Here is a 20,974-nt window from a genome sequence, read left to right as displayed (position 1 = left end):
AGTTTTTGTCTCTTTTTCGTCTGATATACTTGATGTTCTTACTGTTTTCACTTTCTATTGTGGGGATCATACAGCCCTCCCCAAGTCACGCAACCAACTTCTTCAAATGGTTATCACAACAAAACAAACAGACACAACAATCACCGCAAATTATAGAACAAAAAATAGACAAGCCGCGAAGAAAAATCGTAACACACAAAAACATACAAAAGCCGAAAAACGAGAATGCAAAGCGCATTCTTGTCATAGGGGATTTTGCAGCTTCTGCTGTTGCCGATGCCCTTAAAAAGTTTTTTACAGATAATAGTGATATCGTTATTATAAACCATACAATGCCCGCTTCCGGTCTCGTGCGAACAGATTATTATTCTTGGCAAAGCAATATTTCTAAACTTATTGATCAAAATAACCCCGATATCATTATCATAATGATCGGTGCAAATGATAATCAACCCATCAAAGACTCTTATGGCATCATTAATACAGATCAGTCAGAATGGATGCGCATCTACAAACAAAGAATTATCGAAATTACTGAAAATCTTCATGCTTCTGGAAAATCATGGATATGGATAGGCCAGCCTTCTTTTGGAAATGACCTTTTGACACAAAAAATGAAAATTTTTAATGCGCTCTACAAACAAGAAACAGAAACAGCAGGAGGATATTTTCTCGATATCTGGAGCGGTTTTATTGATGAAGAAGGAAACTTTTCTTTTTCAGGCTATGATATTCATGGAAAAATAGTCAAATTACGCACCAATAACGGCCTTCATTTCACCTCTGAGGGAAAGGAAAAACTTGCCTCTTATTTAGAAAAACCATTGAAAAATATTTTAAATTTTCATGCCTTTTCTCATGACGAGCCATACTCAACCAATCAAACTATTCAAAAACTTATACAAGAATCAGAGAAACAAGAGACAAGTAAAATGATGCGTCAACCTCCGATAAGCCTCGATGATATGGCACAACAAAATACCCATCTTTTAGGTAAAAGAAAATCAAGTTTTATAAAAAAATCATGGTTTCCGCCAAATGGGCATCAAAAAGATCGCGCTGATAATTTTTCTTCCCCATAATGTCTGTTTAAAATACAAAATCTCATTTCCCCATAAACGAAAAGAGAATAAGATAAAAAAATACTGTTTACAGAAACATAAATAAAGAAGAAGATTTTCATAAATCGCAACTGCATCTTTCGGATAAGATAAAAACGGCATGGTGTTAACCATACCGTTATAGCTTACAGTCCACGTTTGTTGATCATTGCCTCTGGTAAAGGCATCCGTCCCCGAAAAGCTTTATAAAGTTCCTCTGGATCGCGGCTTCCTCCAGCAGAATAAATAAAACGCTTTAAAAGATCAGCAAGCTCTGAATTAAAGACATCACCAGTTTCTTCAAATGCTTGAAAAGCATCAGCATCAAGTACTTCTGACCACATATAAGAATAGTATCCAGCAGCATAACCATCCCCTGCAAACACATGCATAAAATGTGAGGGACGATGACGCATAATAATTGTATCAGGCATTTGCAACTTTTCTAATTCTTTATGTTCAAAAATTGTTGGATCTGTGACTGTTTCTCCTTGGTGAAAAGCCATATCCACGAGAGCTGATGAGATAAATTCAACCGCAGAAAATCCCGCATTAAATGTCTGCGCCGCTAAAACTTTATCGATTAACTCTTGGGACATTGGATGCCCTGTTTTTGTATGTATAGCATAAGATTTTAAGACCTCTGGTACGGTTAACCAATGTTCATAAAGTTGAGAGGGAAGTTCAACAAAATCACGTGAAACAGATGTTCCCGCTACAGAGGGCCATGTGACATCAGAAAGCAAACCATGCAATGCATGCCCAAATTCATGGAAAAGTGTCCGTGCATCATCAAGTGATAAAAGTGCCACCTCCCCTTTAGAGGGTTTAGCAAAATTACAAATATTGTAGATAATTGGTTTTTGACCGCCATCCAATTTATGCTGTGATTGCAATTGGCTCATCCATGCACCAGAACGTTTTGAAGAACGTGCAAAATAATCACCAATGAAATGCCCAAGTAAACTTCCATCAGATTTCTTTACTTCCCACAAACGTGCATCAGGATGCCAAAGTGCAACAGCATTTTTTTCTTCAAAGGTCATACCAAAGAGTTTTTCTGCTACCCCAAAAGCCGCTTTAATCATACGATCAAGTTGAAAATAATATTTAATTTCAGCGCTATCGAAAGAAAGTTTTTCAGTGCGGAGCTTCTCAGCATAATAACGCCAATCCCAAGCAGCTAAAGATTCATTGCTTCCCTGATGGTTGGCAAAATTTTGTAATTCAATTTGCTCAGTAGAAGCCTTCTCCCTTGCGCGCTCCCATACTGGCATCAGCAAATCCATAACAGAATCAGCGCTTTTAGCCATGGTATTATCGAGTTTCAAATCTGCGAAAGATTTATATCCCAATAATTTAGCCTGCTCATCTCGAAGCGCAACAATCTCTATAATAAGGGGACGATTATCATTCTTGTTATTATTTTCACCACGTTTAGCCCAAGCTTGGAATGCAACCTCACGCAAATCACGATGATTTGAGAATTTTAAAAAAGGTTCAACAATCGAGCGTGCTAATGTTAACGCATAGGCTTCTTTATTGCCTCTTTCACATGCAATTTCCTTCATTGAAGCAATGAGATCTTCCGGTAAACCAGATAAATCTGTTTGTTTTAAAAATAAAATCCATTCAGCTTCATCTTTTAAGACATTCTGTCCAAAAGTAGCATTTAAAAAAGCAAGTCTTTCATTAATTTCCACAAGCCGTTTCTGAGCTTTATCGTCTAGTTTTGCACCATGATAAACAAACTTTTTCCACCATAATTCAAGAACACGTGTTGTTTCGCTCTCGAATATGCCCTGCTGCGACTGTTTATAAAGTGCATCTATTTTTGCAAATATCCGCGCGTCCATCATCATTTTTGAAGAATAACGGGAAAGTTTTACAACGAACTCTTGTTCGAGCTGTTGAATCAACGCATTCGTATGAGCACTGGCACGCAAGAAAAATATTGAACAGACACGATCAAGCGCTTTGCCACAAAGCTCAAAAGGTTGCAAAAAATTCTCAAGCGTTGGTGATTCTTGCACCATCGCAATCGCCTCTAATTCTTCTTCGGCTTCTTGAAGTGCCTGTTCAAAAGCGGGTTTGAAATCTTCATCTCTTATAGAAGAAAAATCAGGAAGACCTGAAAATCCTTTCCAATCCAGCACTGCTGCTTTTGTCATAATATTTTATGTCTCCATTATAAACTTTAGTTGTAACAATTATCTTTACGACACAAATTGATAATATACTAAGACTATTTCATGCCTTTCAAAATTACCTTTCAAAGCTCTATTGAATAAGGAATATCTTTAGCTTCATGAAATCAATAAAAATAAGAATTTCTATACTTATCAAACAAAATCTTTGATTTATAATGATAATTTATTGTTTTTTTTATATTGAATGAGAAACTCGAATAGCGTAGGATTTTTTCATTTTAAACCATATCATATCGAAGCAATAAAGATTATTCGCTCGCACATCATAAATGAAATTGCCTATTGATAAAAACACTTGAAGAAAGGCTTCATCTCTACTGTTTACAAAACATTTCTGTAGATTCTTTTAAAAATCGCAAAGCTGTACTAAAGAAATGATGGTGAAAATGAGAACTGATTTTTACATTTACGTCTTTATATTATCCTGAAATTAGACTGTATTCTTGCTTTCAGTAATTTAAAAATTTGTTTATAACTTACAATTTATCCTTGACTTTACCTGAAATATTAACAATTGGAATTACCGTTGGGGAGTTTTTTTTCGATCTTCCATAAACTTTTATTTTTTTATCTCATCATCTTATCTAGATTTATAACTCTCCAATTTTTCAGGAGGTATTTTATCATGACTGAAATCAAAACGACCTTCGACTTCAAAAATTTTTCTCCTGAAGCTCTCGCTGAAAAATTAAAAAGTCTGCATTTTGCTGACTCTATTGATATTATCAATGACCTTGATATCATGGAACGTGTCACTATTCTTACTCTTCTGCCTCTTGAGTATGTTATCGAACTTTTTGATAAACCAGAGCTTGAACAGCCTGTTGCTATTTTAGAACTTCTCCCCATAAATCGTGCAGTTGAAATTCTTGATGGTATGTCTGCAGATGCTGCTGCAGATGTCTTTCAAGAAATGGATAAAGAAACCCGCACGCGGCTTTATGCCTTGCTTAAGCCCTTAACGCGCGCTGAACTTAAAAAACTCACCAGTTATCCTGATCATACAGCAGGGGCACTGATGACAACAGAATTTATAGCAGTTCCTTCAAATTGGACCATACAAAAAACTTTGGATCACATTCGTGAGGTCGAGCGAACACGTGAAACAGTTTATACCAGCTATGTGATTGACCCCAAAAAAGGGACTCTTCTCAAAGCTGTTTCACTACGTAACCTTATTCTTGCCTCACCTGATGAACAAATTCTTAATGTCCCTACCCATGACTCGCCCATTACAATATCGCCCTTCACACATCATGAAGATATTGCGCGCCTTTTCCAGCGCCATGACCTTCTCTCTGTGCCCGTCGTTGATGAAAATAATCATGTCATTGGCATTGTAACCGTTGACGATGTGCTTGATACGATGGTCGATGAGATGAATGAAGATGCCTATAAATTTGGGGGTATGGAAGCACTTCATAAGCCCTATATGCAAATCAAATTTCTTGAAATGATGAAAAAACGCGGCGGCTGGCTCGCTTTACTCTTTATCGGTGAAATGCTGACCGCAAGCGCTATGCAACATTTCGAAACAGAACTTGAAAAAGCAATTATTCTTACACTGTTTATTCCCCTCATTATGAGTTCAGGAGGAAATTCCGGTTCACAAGCGACATCCCTTATTATCCGCGCGTTGGCTTTACGTGAACTCACACTGAAAGACTGGTGGAAAGTTATTATTCGTGAAATTCCAACAGGACTATCGCTTGGTCTCTTACTCGGAATTATTGGCATTACACGCATCGCTCTTTGGCAACAACTCGGTATCTATGACTATGGACAACATTGGATTGCTGTTTCAACAACAGTAGGTGCAGCTTTAGTCGGTATCGTTACCTTCGGTTCTCTCTCTGGCTCTATGTTGCCCTTTATCCTTAAAGGTTTAAAATTTGATCCAGCAAGCGCTTCTGCCCCTTTTGTGGCAACTCTAGTCGATGTCATGGGCATTATCATCTATTTTTCTGTAGCGTCCCTCATTTTGTCAGGAACTCTTCTTTAAACATGTGAAGTAAAAACATCCCCTTATGGAAAGATCTTGTCATGTCGTTTCAGATTTTTCCATAAGAGAACAAGCCCATTATTTGTTTTCTAGCACACCATTTTATAGATAATAAATTGATTTATAATAATAATTTATCATTTTGATATTGAATAATAGCGCCGAATACCATAAAATTACCTCATCATAAATCTTCTCATTCTCATATTGTATCAATTAAAGTCATCTTCTTGCCTGTCACAACGTAATGAGTGTGTGGATGGAAAATTATTCAAGAAAGGAGTACAAGATTTCTTATGTCCTCTCTAAAATATAAAAGCTTTCGCAATATTGACAGCTGAGAAAGAATAATTATAGGGGTGATCAATGGGCTTTATACGTTTCACAAGGGCGTTTATATACACCATTGACGTATATTATAGCATTCAATTGGTCTTATCATGAAATGGATGAGTAATATTAAGATATTTCTCTTTAAAAGAAGATAATTAAGTGTAGGCAAGACACCAATCTTAATGGTTTAAACTGTATTTTTTTAGATGCTTTTAAAAGCATAACTGTGAATTAAAAATAATAGCAAAGAAGAGAACTTTTTTAATACCTTCATATTCTTTATAAATCGGACTGTATTTGCATTTCATCAATCAATCAAGATCATAACTCTTTCTCTAAACTATCCTAGAAAAGTTAGTGCTTCTTATAAAATTCTTAATTGTCTCCATATTTATCTCAAATATGCGGTTGCATTAAATCTGGATGTTGAAAAAAAACTCCAGCAATTGAGCCTTTATAGAGCCTTAAAGACTTGAAGGAATCATTTTGCCATAAAAATATAGCCTCCATCTTCCAAAATTATAAAAAAACATGTAAAAGGTCTTTTTAATAGTCAGGCAAAGAACGTAAAAACTTTGCCTCAAATGAAATTTCATTAAACGAAAAGAAGAAAATTTATGCAATTGCGTAACATTGCCATCATTGCCCACGTTGACCATGGGAAAACAACGCTTGTAGATGGACTTCTCAAGCAATCAGGAAACTTCCGGGATAATCAGCGTACAAGCGAACGTATGATGGATTCAAACGATATTGAAAAAGAGCGTGGAATTACAATTCTAGCGAAAGTGACATCTGTCGTTTGGAAAGATACCCGAATTAATATTGTTGATACACCAGGACATGCCGATTTTGGTGGAGAAGTTGAGCGTATTCTAAACATGGTTGATGGAGCCATCGTACTTGTTGATGCAGCTGAAGGACCAATGCCACAAACAAAATTTGTCGTTGGTAAAGCATTAAAAGTAGGATTGCGCCCTATTGTCGCTATTAATAAAATTGACCGCCCTGATGCACGCGTTGATGAAGTCATTAATGAAGTCTTTGACCTTTTTGCTGCTCTTGATGCAACCGACGAACAGCTTGATTTTCCCATTCTTTATGGGTCTGGGCGCGATGGATGGATGGCTGAAGCCCCAGAGGGGCCAAAAGATCAAGGATTGGGACCTTTATTTGATCTCGTGACGCGGCATGTTCCTTCTCCTCGTGTCGCAGAAGGACCATTCCGAATGATTGGAACTATTCTTGAAGCAGATCCATTTTTGGGACGAATTATTACAGGTCGTATTCATTCCGGCTCTCTAAAACCCAATCAAAATGTTAAGGTTCTTGGGCAAGATGGAAAACTTTTAGAAACTGGGCGTATCTCGAAAATTTTAGCATTTCGTGGTCTAGAACGGCAACCTATTGAAGAAGGAAGTGCTGGTGATATCGTTGCGATTGCAGGTCTACAAAAAGGTACCGTTGCGGATACCTTTTGTGATCCAGCTGTCAATGAGCCCTTGACTTCCCAACCAATTGATCCTCCTACTGTTACGATGAGTTTTCTTGTCAACGATAGTCCCCTTGCCGGAACGGAAGGAGATAAAGTAACAAGTCGTGTCATCCGTGATCGTTTGTTAAAAGAAGCAGAAGGCAATGTCGCGCTTAAAATTGAAGAATCAGCTGATAAGGATTCTTTCTACGTTTCAGGACGAGGAGAATTACAACTTGCAGTTCTCATTGAAAATATGCGCCGTGAAGGATTTGAGCTTAGTGTTTCACGTCCACGTGTTGTAATGCAAAAGGGTGAAAATGGAATAACTCTTGAACCAATAGAAGAAGTTGTTATCGATGTTGATGAAGAATATTCCGGTACTGTTGTACAAAAAATGTCTGAACGTAAAGGTGAAATGGTGGAATTACGCCCTTCTGGAGGTAATCGTGTCCGCCTTGTTTTTTATGCGCCCACCCGAGGACTCATTGGTTATCAATCTGAACTTTTAACGGACACCCGTGGTACAGCCATTATGAATCGCCTTTTCCATGCTTATGAGCCTTATAAAGGAGATATTGCTGGTCGTGTTAATGGTGTTATGATTTCAAATGACAACGGTGAATCTGTCGCTTATGCTCTTTTTAATCTTGAAGATCGTGGACCTATGATCATTGATGCAGGCGTGAAAGTCTATCAAGGGATGATTATTGGCATCCACTCACGCGATAACGACTTAGAAGTCAATGTTTTAAAAGGAAAAAAACTCACCAATATGCGCGCTTCTGGAAAAGATGAAGCCGTAAAATTAACACCTCCCATTAAAATGACATTAGAACGTGCCCTATCGTGGATACAAGATGATGAACTTGTGGAGGTTACCCCTAAAAATATTCGTCTCCGAAAGCTTTATCTTGATCCTAATGAACGTAAACGTTTTGAAAAAACACGGGCATCAATTTCAAGCTAATTTCATAATCTCTTTGGTCAAATATTTGATTGTAAGCCTCACTCTATCCCAGAAAGGATATCTCTATGAATATTAAGGAAATACCCGTAGGCAAAAACCCACCAGAAGATATTAATGTTATTGTGGAAGTCTCTCTTGGTGGTCAACCAATAAAATATGAGATGGATAAAAAGTCGGGCGCATTATTCGTTGATCGTTTTCTTCATACCTCAATGGTTTATCCTGGAAATTATGGTTTTGTCCCTCATACGCTTTCAGAGGATGGTGATCCTATTGATGTACTTATCTGTAATACCCGTCCACTTATGCCTGGTTGTGTGATCAATGTTCGCCCCATCGGGGCTCTAATGATGGAAGATGATGGTGGTAAAGATGAAAAAATTATTGCCATTCCAACGCCAAAATTAACAAAACGTTATATCAATATTCATGACTATACAGATCTGCCTGAGATTACACTCAAACAAATTGAACATTTCTTCAAGCATTATAAAGATTTGGAACCTGGAAAATGGGCAAAAATTGAAGGGTGGCGTGATAAAAACTTCGCGCATGAACTCATTCAGCAAGCCGTTGAACGCAATAAATAAATATAACAATTTTAATATAATAAAGCCTATTAAAAAATAGGCTTTATTATTTACTTTTCTACGAGTCACAACCTCTAAAGGATTGCCATATTTGCTTTAGCTCTTCTAAATGTGTTGAAAAATAAAGCTGTTTGTAGCGAGATGTTGCACCGCTTTTCAGAAAAATAGAAGAAGATGGAATTTTCCACTGCTTCGCAAGAAATTTAATGAGAGCTTTATTTGCTTTTCCATCTTCAGGAACAGCACGAAGGCGTATAACCAGATATTGTTTCTCACCATCTCTACACTCAATCCCTATTATTTTGTCAACGGATGATTTGGGAATGAGATATACAAACAAAATCAAGTTATTTTTATCAACTTGATAAAACATATATCTACCTTAAATCATATTTCTATAAATACATATTTACGTAAGCTCGCCACATGAAATTACGAATAAAATAAATAATAATGAACACCACAATAGGTGAAATATCAATTGTTCCCAAATTCGGTAAAATCTGCCGGATAGGGCTTAGAACGGGATTTGTAAGGCGATATAGAAAGTTTCCTATCAAAACAACAAAGCGATTGCGCGAATTTATGATATTAAAGACATAAAGCCAAGAAAAAATGACACTAGCGATTAAAATATAAATATAAAGATCAAAAATCCAATCAAGTGTTTGAAGCAATGCATAAACCATGCGTTATCCCTTTCAATCAAGGAAACAGAAAAGCGTATAGAAAACCTTTATTAAAATGAATCTGTATATTGAATAATCGTTTTATATTTCAAAATCTCAATTAAAAATAGTGCAATGAAAATAGAAGAAACAGAAAATAATCTGAAAACTTTAAAAGCACAGAATTATAAGATTAATTTTAAATCTTATCGTTTTAATGTTCAGGCTATACGCACAAAATAAAAGCGGACTTTTAAGGCCGCTTTTATTTTATTTTTAAAATTATTTCTGCAAAGCAGTCAAACGATTAAGGGCATTACTAAAACCATTTAGCTGAACAAACAAATCATTCAAAGGTGGTTCACCTGCAGCAGCAATTGTCATCGCTAACTTTAATTGTTTTCCAGCACGTAAAGCTGCTACGTGATTTTTATCAAAAACGACTGGAACCATACAACCTGCCGGTACGCAAGTCCGGATACCGGTTTCAATAACAGCTTTTCCCTCATCAACTTGTAAACGAACAGGCTTAGAAACCAAAATGCCAAAAGGAACTGTTAAATTACCCGATACAACACCCTCATCATTGAGAATAAGAGTCATAGCCACAACAACACGCCCCTGTTCATTTACTTCTTGACGGTGCATAAAGCAAACTTTTTTCCCTTCTTGTAACCCACAGTTAATGGTCCACAAGCCATAGGTTTCAGTCAAAGAAGAAGCTCCATTTGGCAATGTCGCTGCTGCCTCTTTTGCTGCAGAAGGCTTTGAATTTGTTGCAAATGCAACAGATGAAATACTCAAGAGAGTACAAACTACCAGTAAATTAAATAACTTTTTCATTTTTATATTCCTGTTCTTTACATAAAAGAGAAAAATATTTATCATCTATAAAATAATATATATCATATAAAGCATCTTCATAAAAAAAGCTTTCTCATAGTCATATAGCTTTTATAATGACTTAAGGCTACCTCGAAATTCGCTGACAACTCTCATATAAACATGCTTTTTAAAAGGAACAGCAATCGAAGGAAGGGCTTCTAGATCAATCCATTTCCATTGATCGAATTCCGCTTTATTGCCATCTGGTGGCGGATTAATCACAATTTCAGAAAGCTCTCCCGTAAACTGGAAAGCAAACCATTTTTGCGTTTGCCCGCGATATTTATTGTTTAATGTGCACGCAACAAGTTCTTGTGGAAAATCATAATGGAACCAATTTTGTGCTTCTTTAATCAACTTTACAGATCGAATACCCGTTTCTTCATAAAGTTCTCGATAGGCTGCATCTAATGGCTTTTCATTTTCATCAATTCCTCCTTGAGGAAGCTGCCAACGATAAAATCCGTCAATATCCGCATGAGCTGGCGTCATTAAACGACGCCCAACCCAAACTTTACCCTCATGATTAAAGACAACAATTCCAACACATTTGCGATAAGGAAGAGTCTTCAAGTTAACATCTGCATCCATTTATATTCCTCAAAAGCGCACAAGCTATCGATATCATTTCTCACTTTAATATATCCTTATTGGGATCCGGTGGAAATGCTGCATTTGCCATCTCACCCCGTAACAATTTATAAGCCTCATTCAATTGAATGTCATCCTTAGGATCTTGTGGAACAAAAGCAGCTGAACCAGATCCTTTATTGCTTTCTCGTTTTCCTTTGATATGCCCTTTTAATGCAGACTCACCAACTTTTACATCATAACCCTTATATTTTTCAGGAAGTGGTTGCTCTACAATAATATCAGGTGTAATTCCTGTTCCTTGAATAGAAGTACCAGATGGCGTGTAATAAAGTGCTGTTGTTAAACGTAAAGCGCCATTTTCACCCAAAGGAATAATCGTTTGAACAGACCCTTTACCAAAAGACTGCGTCCCTAAAATTGTTGCGCGTCGATGATCTTGTAGAGCACCTGCAACAATTTCAGAAGCGCTTGCTGAACCACCATTAATCAGCACAATGAGTGGTTTTCCATTGGTGACATCTCCAGGCTTGGCATCAAACCTCGTTACATCACTCTTTTTGCGTCCACGAGTCGACACAATCTCACCTTTATTGAGAAAAGCACTCGAAACATTAACAGCTTGATCTAAAAGTCCACCAGGATTAAGCCGCAAATCAAGGACGTAACCTTTTAGTTTATCCTCAGGAATTTTAGATTGAATATCTTTAATCGCTGCCAGCAGATTACCCAATGTCTGCTCAGAAAACTGGATAACTCTTAAATATCCAATATCACCCTCAACGCGATATTTCACCGCTTTTACCTTGATAATATCACGAATAATCTTAACTTCAAATGGCTTATCAACGCCAGAACGAATAATTGTCAAGGTTATTGGCGTTCCAGGAGCCCCGCGCATTTTATTAACAGCTTCATTCAATGTTTGACCATTCGTTTGTACATCATCAATCTTTGAAATCAAATCTCCTGCGAGAATACCTGCTTTTGAAGCAGGGGTATCATCCATCGGTGAAACAACTTTGATTAAGTTTTTTTCCATAGTGACTTCAATACCAAGACCTCCGAATTCTCCTTTCGTAGAATCCCGCATATCTTTAGCTTCTTCAGCATTCAAATAAGATGAATGGGGGTCCAGTGATGTGAGCATGCCATTGATCGCATTTTCAATAAGCTTTTTATCGTCTGGAACTGTAACGTATTGCTTACGCACACGCTCAAAAACATCGCCAAATATGGCCAACTTTTTATATGCGTTATCTTCATTATTCGCAGCAACAGACTGCACCATAACCATTGAATAGGCGCCGAGCAATACCCCAGCGACCAAAAGAATAACTTTACGAATCATTTTGGCTCCTTCTCATTTTTTCAGTCTGCCACCAAGGAGTTGGATTTACAGGCTTTCCCTGCTTTCTAAACTCAATGTAAAGCATTGGAGCAGCTTTTCCTATATCCAATGCAACACTATTTGCAATAAATTGCATCCCCATCATACCCAGAGGCTCACCTGAAAGAACAAACTGCCCCTGTTTTACATTAATTTTCGACATTCCAGTAAGAATGATATGATAACCATTTCCAACATTGAGAATGATTAACTGTCCATAAGAACGAAATGGCCCAGCAAAAGCAACAAAAGCATCCGCAGGCGCTATAACAATAGCCCCTGACTCTGTTTCTATCGTCTCACCAAAACGCGTAATCTGCGAATTGTTATGAGAATATCGAATTCTTTTTCCTGAAACAGGAAAAAGTAAAGAACCTTTTCGGCTCTCAAAATTGGACTGCTCTAGCAATTGTAAACTTTTCCGTATCTGTATTGATGAATCAAAGCTAAGTTTTGATTGACGGTCAAGCTCTAAAATCAATTCTTCCAAAGACTGCGCTTTTTTAGCAAGAGCAATATTTCTTTGTTGCTGTTCTGTAAGTTCTTTTTCTGATTTTTTTTGTAGTTTGTTTTTTTTGGCTAATAAAAGCTCCAGACGTTTCCGCTGCTCTGCTTGACTTTGCAGTTTTGTCTTTAACGCCGTATATTCCATAGTAATGGAATTGCTTAAATTGGTCAACTCCTTGAGTTTTTCTGTTAAATCTCGTGTTTTCTCTTGCATCTGAGGAATGACAGTTCCTAATAAAACAGAACTGCGCATAGAAGCCAACACATCCTCTGGCTGTATCATAAGAGCTGGAGGTGGATTCAAGCCCATACGTTCTAAAATTGCAAGAACTTCTGCAAATTCAGCGCGACGACTTTTTAAATTTTGATAGACTTGTACACGCTTTCCTATCATTTTTTTAAGCTTTTCTTCCCTTTCAGCAATATCATCTGCCACTTTACGTTCTTCTTGAGCAGCTTTTATGAGTGCATCACTCAAAACACGTTGATCTTTTTTTAAATGCTCAACCTGACGCGTAAGAAAAACAACACGCTCACGCGAAAGTGAAATATTTTGGCGAATTTCTCCCAATTCTTTATGTACTTCTGTACTCCTCATTGTATCTTCCGCATGCGATACAGAAAAGCAAAAAAACATACTCAAGAGCAGAATGACAAATATCACGCATTCCCCATATAAATATTGCATCTTTCTATGAAGAAGCTTTTTCATTTGCAAAAACCATGATACCTCAACGTATACACGAAAGATGCTTTAAATGGTTTCGGCTAAAACTATATTAATAAATATATAAATTAAGTGCTAAAAATTGAACGAAAATATTTAAAAACGATGATATGGGTGATGACTTGCAATTGTTACAGCACGGTAAAGTTGCTCTGTAAGGAGAATACGTGCAATTTGGTGTGGCCATGTCATAAAACCAAAAGATAACAGAAAATCAGCACGATTCCTTATTTGTTCATTATGCCCATCAGGTCCCCCCAAAGCAATGATGACATCTCGAATGCCTTCATCACGATAACACCCTAATTTTTCAGCAAAAGCAGCTGAAGAAATCGACTCCCCACGCTCATCCAACACAATTAATCGACATTTTTCAGGTAAAAATTCAATAAGTCTCCTTCCCTCTTCTTCCATACGTTGACATGCTGTTTGAGCACGACTTTCTGGTATCTCCTGTAACTTTTTTAAATGAAATCCTACAGCTCCAGAACTTTTAGAAAAACGATCCAAATAATGCTGAACCAATTTTTGCTCCGCTCCACTTTTCATACGACCAACTGCAAAAATAGAAATTTGCATTTTAATGATCTCCGAAGAGAACCGATTTTGTATTGCTTAAATCTGGAGCCATCCATATTTTTTCTAAATTATAAAAAAGACGAATTTCTGGACGAAAAAGGTGAATGATAATATCACCCGTATCAATCAATACCCAATCACCTCCAGAAAGCCCTTCTACACGCGCAAAGCCCTGCCCACTGTCTTTCCTCTGCCCACTGTCTTTCAAAGTGCGTAACAAATGATCGGCAATAGAAGATACATGACGCTGCGAATTTGCCGAAGCTATGACCATATAATCAGCTAAAGATGTCTTTCCTTGAATATCAATAGCAACAATATCTTCTGCTTTTGTATCTTCCAGACTCTTGAGAATAATTTCAAGACCCTCCTTAACAGAAAAAACTTTTTTTTCTGTTAAGGGCATAAGATCGTAAGAGTGGTTTTGTACAACGTTTTTCAGATCAGTATTCCTTCCTTATTGTTGTAGAATGTAAAAAAAACTCTCTAAAGAGAAGCAGAATCTTATAAATTATTCAAGAAAAATCATTCTTCTTCAAACGAAGGTTTGTTGACGATTGAAAAGATAAAGGGCCATGCAAATAAGTCCAAACGGGTGGCTTTATAAAAGGTAATCGTTCACTTTCTCTTTCATCTAAACGAAACTGGTGATAAATGTGTGCCATAGGAGAAGAGAGGGCTGACTTATTGCCTAAAGGACGATCAATAATTGCAATAGGAAGCATTGAGACAATATCACGCCATCGATACCAATGATGAATCGTTGTAAAACTATCTGCCCCTATAATCCATACAAAATTTACGTCACTGTAATGGGTAAGAATATGCAAAATCGTATCAATTGATACCTTGCTCCCTATAGCCTGCTCAAAAGCTGTTAAGCGAATTTTCGGATGGTCAATAAGTTTAAAACTTAATCGCATTCTCTCCTCTAAAGGAAGTAACTGTGTACAATCCTTTAAAGGATTCCCTGGGCTAACCATCCACCATAACTGATCAAGATGCAAACGCCGAATAGCAATTTTTGCAACAAGAAGATGCCCCACATGCGGCGGATTAAAAGAACCACCAAAAAGACCCACAACATTGGATCTTTCAACATGTGGCATACGATCTTTCCATGGAAAAAATGGATTTTTCAAGCTCTAACCTGACCATTTCCTCTAACATGATATTGAAATGATGTTAGTTGTTCAACACCTATGGGACCACGTGCATGCATTTTTCCTGTTGCGATACCAATTTCCATTCCAAAACCAAATTCACCTCCATCTGCAAATTGTGTGGACGCATTGTGTAATAAAATAGCTGAATCCAAATGATTAAAAAAATTCTTCACTACTTCCATATCCTCAGCAATAATCGATTCCGTATGCCCTGAGGAATAACGCTTAATATGAGCAATGGCTCCCTCAACTCCCTCAACCGTTTTAACAGAAAGAATAGCATCAAGATATTCATGTGACCAGTCTTCTTCAGAGGCTAGTTTTATATCTGGCAGAAGAAACGCAATATCTTCTGTGGCACGGACTTCACACCCCTTCTCCTGTAAAGCAGTCAAAACAGGAAGAAATTTTTTTAATGCCCTGTTGTCAATGAGAACTGTCTCAACAGCACCGCATATCCCTGTCCGCCGCAACTTCGCATTTAAAACAATATTGCGTGCCATCTCTAAATCGGCCGATTGATCAATATAAATATGACAAAGCCCCTCTAAATGGGCAAAAATTGGAACACGCGCATCAGACTGAACACGCGCAACAAGACTCTTTCCACCACGTGGCACGATCACATCAATCGCTCCATCCAATCCTTTGAGCATTTCCCCAACAGCAGCACGGTCTGTCGTGTCAACCATTTGAACCGCATCTTTCGGTAAACCAGAGCGCTCTAAACCTTGTACCAACGCGCAATGAAGAGCATGTGAAGAATGAAAACTATCCGAACCACCACGCAAAATCGCAGCATTGCCCGCTTTTAAGCACAAAGCACTCGCATCAATTGTAACATTCGGGCGACTCTCATAAATAATGCCAATCACACCAAGCGAAGTCCGTACACGACTTATCTGAAGCCCATTGGGGCGTATCCACGCACTCATAACCTGCCCAACAGGATCAGATAAACGAACAACTTGGCGAACGCTATCTATCATTGCACCCAAACGCAACTCATCTAATTTGAGCCGATCAACCATTGCGGCTTTCAAATTATTCTGAGCAGCCTTCTCTAAATCCAGACAATTCGCCCGTAAAATTTCATCTGAATGAGCCTCCAGGCTTAAAGCAATCATTTCCAACGCATTGTTCTTTTGCTCAGAAGAAGCAACAGCCAATACTGCAGCGGCAGAGCGTGCTTTTTTCCCCATATCTTTCATTTGTTCTTCTAAAGTCATCGTATCATTCACTCTACCAAAACAATAAAACAAAAGTAACTTTTTAAACAGAATTGATCAAGCAGCGTACAATCATATCATTACGATGTACCATAGCAGAACGTGCCTCATACCCAAGTATAGATTCTATTTCTTCGCTTTTACGCCCTATAATGCGTACAGCTTCATCTTTGCCATAACTTACAAGTCCACGCGCAATCTCAACCCCATTTGTATCAACAATGGCAACCGTATCCCCACGATGGAAATTTCCCTCAACAGCAATAACCCCTGCTGCTAATAATGATTTTCCTGATTCAAGGGCCTTAATGGCTCCTTGATCAATCGTCAAAATACCAGACGGATCTAAATGACCAGAAATCCATGTTTTCCAAGCACTAACAGATTTCTCACCGGCCGCAAAAAAACTCTTGCGTTCACCTCTATCAATTGCCGCCAGAGGATTCATACGTTTACCTGAAGTAATAATCATCGCCGTTCCAGCAGCATTGGCTATCTTTCCAGCATCAAGCTTAGTCTTCATTCCCCCCCGTGAAAACTCTGAAGCAGCAACATCTGCCATTTTTTCGATATCATGGGTAATGGATGCAACAAAGGGTATAAATTCAGCCATTGGATCATTATGAGGAGACTTTGTATAAAGACCATCAATATCAGATAAAAGTATTAAAAGATCTGCCCCCATCATTGTTGCCACACGTGCAGCTAAACGATCATTATCACCATAACGAATTTCATTTGTCGCAACAGTATCATTCTCATTAATAACGGGCACTGCTCCAAAACGTAAAAGCACATTAATCGTCGCACGTGCATTGAGGTAACGCCTTCGCTCTTCCGTATCAAATAAAGTGAGCAAAACTTGACCTGTTTTGAGCCCATGTTGAGCAAGCGCATCCCCATAGGTTTTCGCTAATTCAATTTGTCCCAAAGCAGCACATGCCTGACTTTCTTCCAACTTCAAGGCTCCTTTCGGAAGCTGTAGCAATGTCCTTCCTAAAGCAATAGCGCCTGAAGACACTAATAATATCTCTACGCCTCTTTTGTGCAATTCAACAACATCATTGATCAAGCTTTTAAGCCATTCAACGCGTAAACCCGTCTGAGGATCAACCAAAAGTGCAGATCCAATTTTGACCACGATACGCTTATAGTGTGTGAGTTTTTGCAATCCAACAGCCATCTCAATCAATCCTGCTATCCCCACCCCTCTCCTCTTTGCGTGACATCTCAATAATATGTGCACCAGCACGCAGTACATTTTCTAAACCTTCACGACTCACGGCAGAAAACATCATAACAGGTTGTCCCGCTACTCTTTGCAAAGCTTCTCGTTTAGCTTCACGCTCTTCAATCGTGAGAGTATCTATCTGGCTTAAAGCAACAATTTCAGTTTTATCACTTAGATTATTTCCATAGGCCTCAAGTTCATGACGCACAATCTTATATGCTTTTGCAACATCTTCTTCTTGAGCAGAAATCAAATGAAGGAGTACGCGACAACGCTCCACATGTCCTAAAAAACGGTCTCCAATTCCAACCCCTTCATGGGCTCCTTCAATTAACCCCGGAATATCAGCCAAAACAAATTCACGACCATCAATACGTACAACACCAAGATGAGGATGAAGAGTGGTAAAAGGATAATCTGCAACTTTTGGTTTTGCCGCCGTTACAGAAGCTAAAAAAGTTGATTTTCCGGCATTGGGTAAACCAACAAGCCCCGCATCAGCAATTAACTTCAAACGAAGCCATATTGCACGCTCTTCTCCAGCCAAACCTGGATTTGCACGACGTGGTGCCCGATTTGTCGATGTTGTAAAGTGAAGATTACCAAAACCGCCATTCCCTCCTTTTGCAAGGCAATAGCGCTGCCCTACTTCTGTCAAATCACAGATTAACGTTGTATTATCTTCTTCAAAAATTTGCGTCCCAACCGGAACTTTAAGGATGACATCATCACCCTTCTCACCCGTCATATTACGTCCTTTACCATGGCCTCCTGTTTTTGCTTTAAAATGTTGTTGGTAACGATAATCAATCAGCGTATTAAGCCCATCAACAACAAGAGCCCAGACATCACCACCCCGTCCTCCATTCCCACCATCAGGCCCCCCAAATTCTATGAATTTTTCACGGCGAAATGATACTGCTCCAGAACCTCCATTCCCTGAACGGATATAAACTTTAGCTTGATCAAGAAATTTCATTGGAAGCACTCACTGAGGAATCAATCTCTCTACCTCTATAGGCAATACATTAATTTTACCAGTTTTTCATCCTTGATAACAGAAAAACTGTCACGATCGCTGATAACTCTTTGAGAAAAAATCATCCCATTTAAAGAAATTAAGTAAAGTTTAAGTCTTCTTAAAAGAAGGCGCTATTCGTGTATTTTTGTTTTTCCCTTAAATTCAAGCGCCAGAAGATAAAGCTCCACTGATTCTGATCGACTTGCGGGTGGTTTAACATGATAGACTTTTTTAAAATGCTGTTTTAATACTGCAAGAAGAGTATTTTCTGCCCCGCCTTGAAAAGCCTTTGCTAAAAAATGTCCCCCATGCTTGAGAACCGAAAGAGCAAAATCAGCCGCAACTTCACATAGATAAATCGTTCTTAAATGATCCGTCTGACGATGACCTGTTGTTGGCGCTGCCATATCAGAAAGAACCACATCCGGTTTTGTCCCTAAAGTTTCAATTAATTTCTGCGATGCATCTGCATGTAAAAAATCCATTTCTAACATTGCAACTCTAGGCAATGGATCCACATGCAAATAATCAATACCAACGACACTAGGTTTTTCATCACTTGACCCTACGATACGCTCAGCTACCTGACACCATCCCCCCGGTGCCGCTCCTAGATCAATAACCTTTTGACCTTTTTTCAGAAATTTATAACGCTCATTAATTTCAATGAGTTTATAAGCCGCGCGCGAACGATAACCATCTACTTTTGATTGATGAACATAAGGATCATTCAAATGCCTCTCTAACCATCGCCGTGACGAAGCTTTAATGGTCCCAGCTTTCTTTTTTACGCGCTGATATAATTCATGTGACCCTGAACCTCCATAGCCACCCGTTGGGGTTTTTGTTGTTTTTTTCATCGTTATTCATTGTCTCCACATTTAATTTTCTAACGCTTGAAATCTCTACTCTTTCTACGACGACACCATACACCATCGCGTAACATGAGCTCTATCAAAATTCCTTCCCTTAATCCACGATCAGCAACTCTTAAACGCTGACTTGGCCAAATTTCTCGAATAACATCTAAAATTGCACAACCGGCTAAAACTAAATCTGCTCTCTCTCGCCCAATAAAAGGATTTATGATACGTTTTTCTATATCCCATGACAATAAGCGTTTTGTCATAAGAGTAATATCTGCATCATCCATCCAAATGCCATCCACTTTTTTCCTATCATAACGCTCTAAATTCAGATACATCCCTGCTAAAGTCGTAACCGTACCAGAAGTTCCCAAAAGATGAAATTTTGATCCTTGCGCTAACGCTCCTAATTTATGACGATCTGAAAAATTATTTAACAACCCTCGTACATAACTTTTCATTTTTTCAAACTCGTCTAAACTAATATTATTCCCTCCAAAACGTTCAGCAAGCGTAACAACACCAACAGGAAGAGAAGTCCAAGCGGTAATTTGTCCCGCTAAACGAAAAGAACGCTTTTGAGAAACATCAAGAAGAACAATTTCTGATGATCCTCCTCCAATATCAAAGAGTACAATTGCCTCAGTATTTGGTTCAACAAGTGTACTACATCCTGTAACAGCAAAACGTGCTTCTGTTTGCCGATCAACAATTTCTAATTCAAGACCTGTCTCATCCAAAACACGCTGAATAAAATGTTTACCATTTTCTGCTGAACGGCAAGCTTCCGTTGCAATCAAACGATAACGCTTAATATGCCTTTGTTTTAGCTTTAAACGACAAATCTTTAAGGCTTCAATCGCGCGATCCATAGCTTGTGTATTAAGAAAACCATTATTTATTAAACCTTCTCCCAATCGTACAATACGAGAAAAAGCATCAACAACACGAAAATATCCAGGTTTACTAGGAGATGCGATAAGAAGACGACAATTATTCGTCCCCAAATCAAGAGCCGCATAAAGAGGTGGAGATTTTACTTGAGAGAACTGTCGCAGAAAAGGTGCTTGGCATTTTTTTGTTTTTTGAGCACCTATCATTGTCTGACGATGAAACTTAAAAGCCGTCTCCGATTGAATCAAAACCTGTTTCTGTTCACAATGTCTTTTTCTTTGTCGTTTCTTTATATCAACAAGGATAGAGCATGCCTCTGTTCGTGACAATGAGGAATGATTATTTTTATTATTCCCACACTGATCATACAACTGATTTTCGTTGGGATCGTATGATTCTCCTTGCTTGGACTCTTTTGAACCATAATTTAACGGGGTCATTTCTCTTATCCCTTGAGCGTTTCCCCCAATAAATAAACGCGAAAACTCTTCTGCTTATTCCTAAATAAAGCAACAATGCAGCATCAAATGATAAAATACAA

19 protein-coding genes are annotated in these 20,974 nt (G+C 38.2%); 4 read left to right on the top strand and 15 right to left on the bottom strand.

Annotation, left to right across the window (positions count from 1 at the left end; all coding sequences use genetic code 11):
- Positions 1 to 5 precede the first annotated feature (5 nt).
- On the top strand, positions 6 to 1,082 hold the full coding sequence (locus tag NNJ73_RS03825) for an SGNH family hydrolase (RefSeq protein WP_254492787.1): 1,077 nt from the start codon (positions 6 to 8) through the stop codon (positions 1,080 to 1,082).
- Between the two features lie 164 nt (positions 1,083 to 1,246).
- Here NNJ73_RS03825 and NNJ73_RS03820 read toward each other — a convergent pair whose 3' ends face one another.
- Positions 1,247 to 3,271, bottom strand: coding sequence for a M3 family metallopeptidase (locus NNJ73_RS03820; protein ID WP_254492786.1), 2,025 nt, complete (start codon positions 3,269 to 3,271; stop codon positions 1,247 to 1,249).
- A gap of 664 nt (positions 3,272 to 3,935) precedes the next feature.
- Here NNJ73_RS03820 and mgtE point away from each other — a divergent pair.
- From mgtE to ppa, 3 genes are all read left to right on the top strand, one after another.
- Positions 3,936 to 5,312, top strand: a complete 1,377-nt coding sequence (gene mgtE / locus NNJ73_RS03815; RefSeq protein WP_254492785.1) for a magnesium transporter — start codon at positions 3,936 to 3,938, stop codon at positions 5,310 to 5,312.
- Positions 5,313 to 6,262: 950 nt separating this feature from the next.
- The gene (gene typA / locus NNJ73_RS03810; RefSeq protein ID WP_254492784.1) at positions 6,263 to 8,089 is read left to right on the top strand and encodes a translational GTPase TypA; all 1,827 of its coding nucleotides are present in this window, start codon (positions 6,263 to 6,265) and stop codon (positions 8,087 to 8,089) included.
- A gap of 65 nt (positions 8,090 to 8,154) precedes the next feature.
- Positions 8,155 to 8,679: an inorganic diphosphatase gene (gene ppa, locus NNJ73_RS03805; RefSeq protein WP_254492783.1), complete on the top strand. Its 525-nt coding sequence runs from the start codon at positions 8,155 to 8,157 to the stop codon at positions 8,677 to 8,679.
- A 58-nt stretch (positions 8,680 to 8,737) separates the two neighbouring features.
- Here ppa and NNJ73_RS03800 read toward each other — a convergent pair whose 3' ends face one another.
- The 14 genes from NNJ73_RS03800 to NNJ73_RS03735 all read right to left on the bottom strand — a co-directional run bounded on the left by NNJ73_RS03800 (position 8,738) and on the right by NNJ73_RS03735 (position 20,873).
- The gene (locus tag NNJ73_RS03800; protein WP_254492782.1) at positions 8,738 to 9,052 is read right to left on the bottom strand and encodes a DUF167 domain-containing protein; all 315 of its coding nucleotides are present in this window, start codon (positions 9,050 to 9,052) and stop codon (positions 8,738 to 8,740) included.
- A 22-nt stretch (positions 9,053 to 9,074) separates the two neighbouring features.
- Positions 9,075 to 9,368 (bottom strand): YggT family protein, encoded by a 294-nt coding sequence (locus NNJ73_RS03795; protein WP_254473461.1) that lies wholly within the window; start codon positions 9,366 to 9,368, stop codon positions 9,075 to 9,077.
- 261 nt (positions 9,369 to 9,629) lie between these two features.
- Entirely contained in the window at positions 9,630 to 10,190 is a 561-nt protein-coding gene (locus NNJ73_RS03790) for an invasion associated locus B family protein (protein ID WP_254492781.1), read from the bottom strand.
- A 111-nt stretch (positions 10,191 to 10,301) separates the two neighbouring features.
- Positions 10,302 to 10,823, bottom strand: coding sequence for an RNA pyrophosphohydrolase (locus NNJ73_RS03785; protein WP_254492780.1), 522 nt, complete (start codon positions 10,821 to 10,823; stop codon positions 10,302 to 10,304).
- 40 nt (positions 10,824 to 10,863) lie between these two features.
- On the bottom strand, positions 10,864 to 12,174 hold the full coding sequence (locus tag NNJ73_RS03780; RefSeq protein WP_254492779.1) for a S41 family peptidase: 1,311 nt from the start codon (positions 12,172 to 12,174) through the stop codon (positions 10,864 to 10,866).
- Positions 12,164 to 13,408, bottom strand: a complete 1,245-nt coding sequence (locus NNJ73_RS03775; protein WP_254492778.1) for a murein hydrolase activator EnvC — start codon at positions 13,406 to 13,408, stop codon at positions 12,164 to 12,166. The genes NNJ73_RS03780 and NNJ73_RS03775 overlap by 11 nt, the downstream gene beginning before the upstream one ends.
- Before the next feature lie 135 nt (positions 13,409 to 13,543).
- On the bottom strand, positions 13,544 to 14,026 hold the full coding sequence (gene rlmH / locus NNJ73_RS03770; protein ID WP_254492777.1) for a 23S rRNA (pseudouridine(1915)-N(3))-methyltransferase RlmH: 483 nt from the start codon (positions 14,024 to 14,026) through the stop codon (positions 13,544 to 13,546).
- Position 14,027: 1 nt separating this feature from the next.
- On the bottom strand, positions 14,028 to 14,432 hold the full coding sequence (gene rsfS, locus NNJ73_RS03765) for a ribosome silencing factor (protein WP_254492776.1): 405 nt from the start codon (positions 14,430 to 14,432) through the stop codon (positions 14,028 to 14,030).
- 109 nt (positions 14,433 to 14,541) lie between these two features.
- The gene (locus NNJ73_RS03760; RefSeq protein WP_254492775.1) at positions 14,542 to 15,135 is read right to left on the bottom strand and encodes a nicotinate-nucleotide adenylyltransferase; all 594 of its coding nucleotides are present in this window, start codon (positions 15,133 to 15,135) and stop codon (positions 14,542 to 14,544) included.
- A gap of 29 nt (positions 15,136 to 15,164) precedes the next feature.
- Positions 15,165 to 16,421, bottom strand: coding sequence for a glutamate-5-semialdehyde dehydrogenase (locus tag NNJ73_RS03755; RefSeq protein WP_254493209.1), 1,257 nt, complete (start codon positions 16,419 to 16,421; stop codon positions 15,165 to 15,167).
- A 43-nt stretch (positions 16,422 to 16,464) separates the two neighbouring features.
- Positions 16,465 to 17,604, bottom strand: coding sequence for a glutamate 5-kinase (proB, locus tag NNJ73_RS03750; protein ID WP_254493207.1), 1,140 nt, complete (start codon positions 17,602 to 17,604; stop codon positions 16,465 to 16,467).
- Position 17,605: 1 nt separating this feature from the next.
- Complete coding sequence (gene obgE, locus NNJ73_RS03745) at positions 17,606 to 18,631, bottom strand: GTPase ObgE (protein ID WP_254492774.1); 1,026 nt, start codon at positions 18,629 to 18,631, stop codon at positions 17,606 to 17,608.
- Positions 18,632 to 18,804: 173 nt separating this feature from the next.
- Positions 18,805 to 19,533: an RlmE family RNA methyltransferase gene (locus NNJ73_RS03740; protein WP_254492773.1), complete on the bottom strand. Its 729-nt coding sequence runs from the start codon at positions 19,531 to 19,533 to the stop codon at positions 18,805 to 18,807.
- Between the two features lie 29 nt (positions 19,534 to 19,562).
- Positions 19,563 to 20,873: a Ppx/GppA phosphatase family protein gene (locus NNJ73_RS03735; RefSeq protein WP_254492772.1), complete on the bottom strand. Its 1,311-nt coding sequence runs from the start codon at positions 20,871 to 20,873 to the stop codon at positions 19,563 to 19,565.
- Positions 20,874 to 20,974: the final 101 nt, after the last annotated feature.

The sequence above is a fragment of the Bartonella sp. B1099 genome (genome assembly GCF_944801835.1).
Lineage (GTDB): Bacteria > Pseudomonadota > Alphaproteobacteria > Rhizobiales > Rhizobiaceae > Bartonella.
Note: the sequence above shows the minus strand (reverse complement) of the source record. Positions and strands in the feature narration are given on the sequence as shown.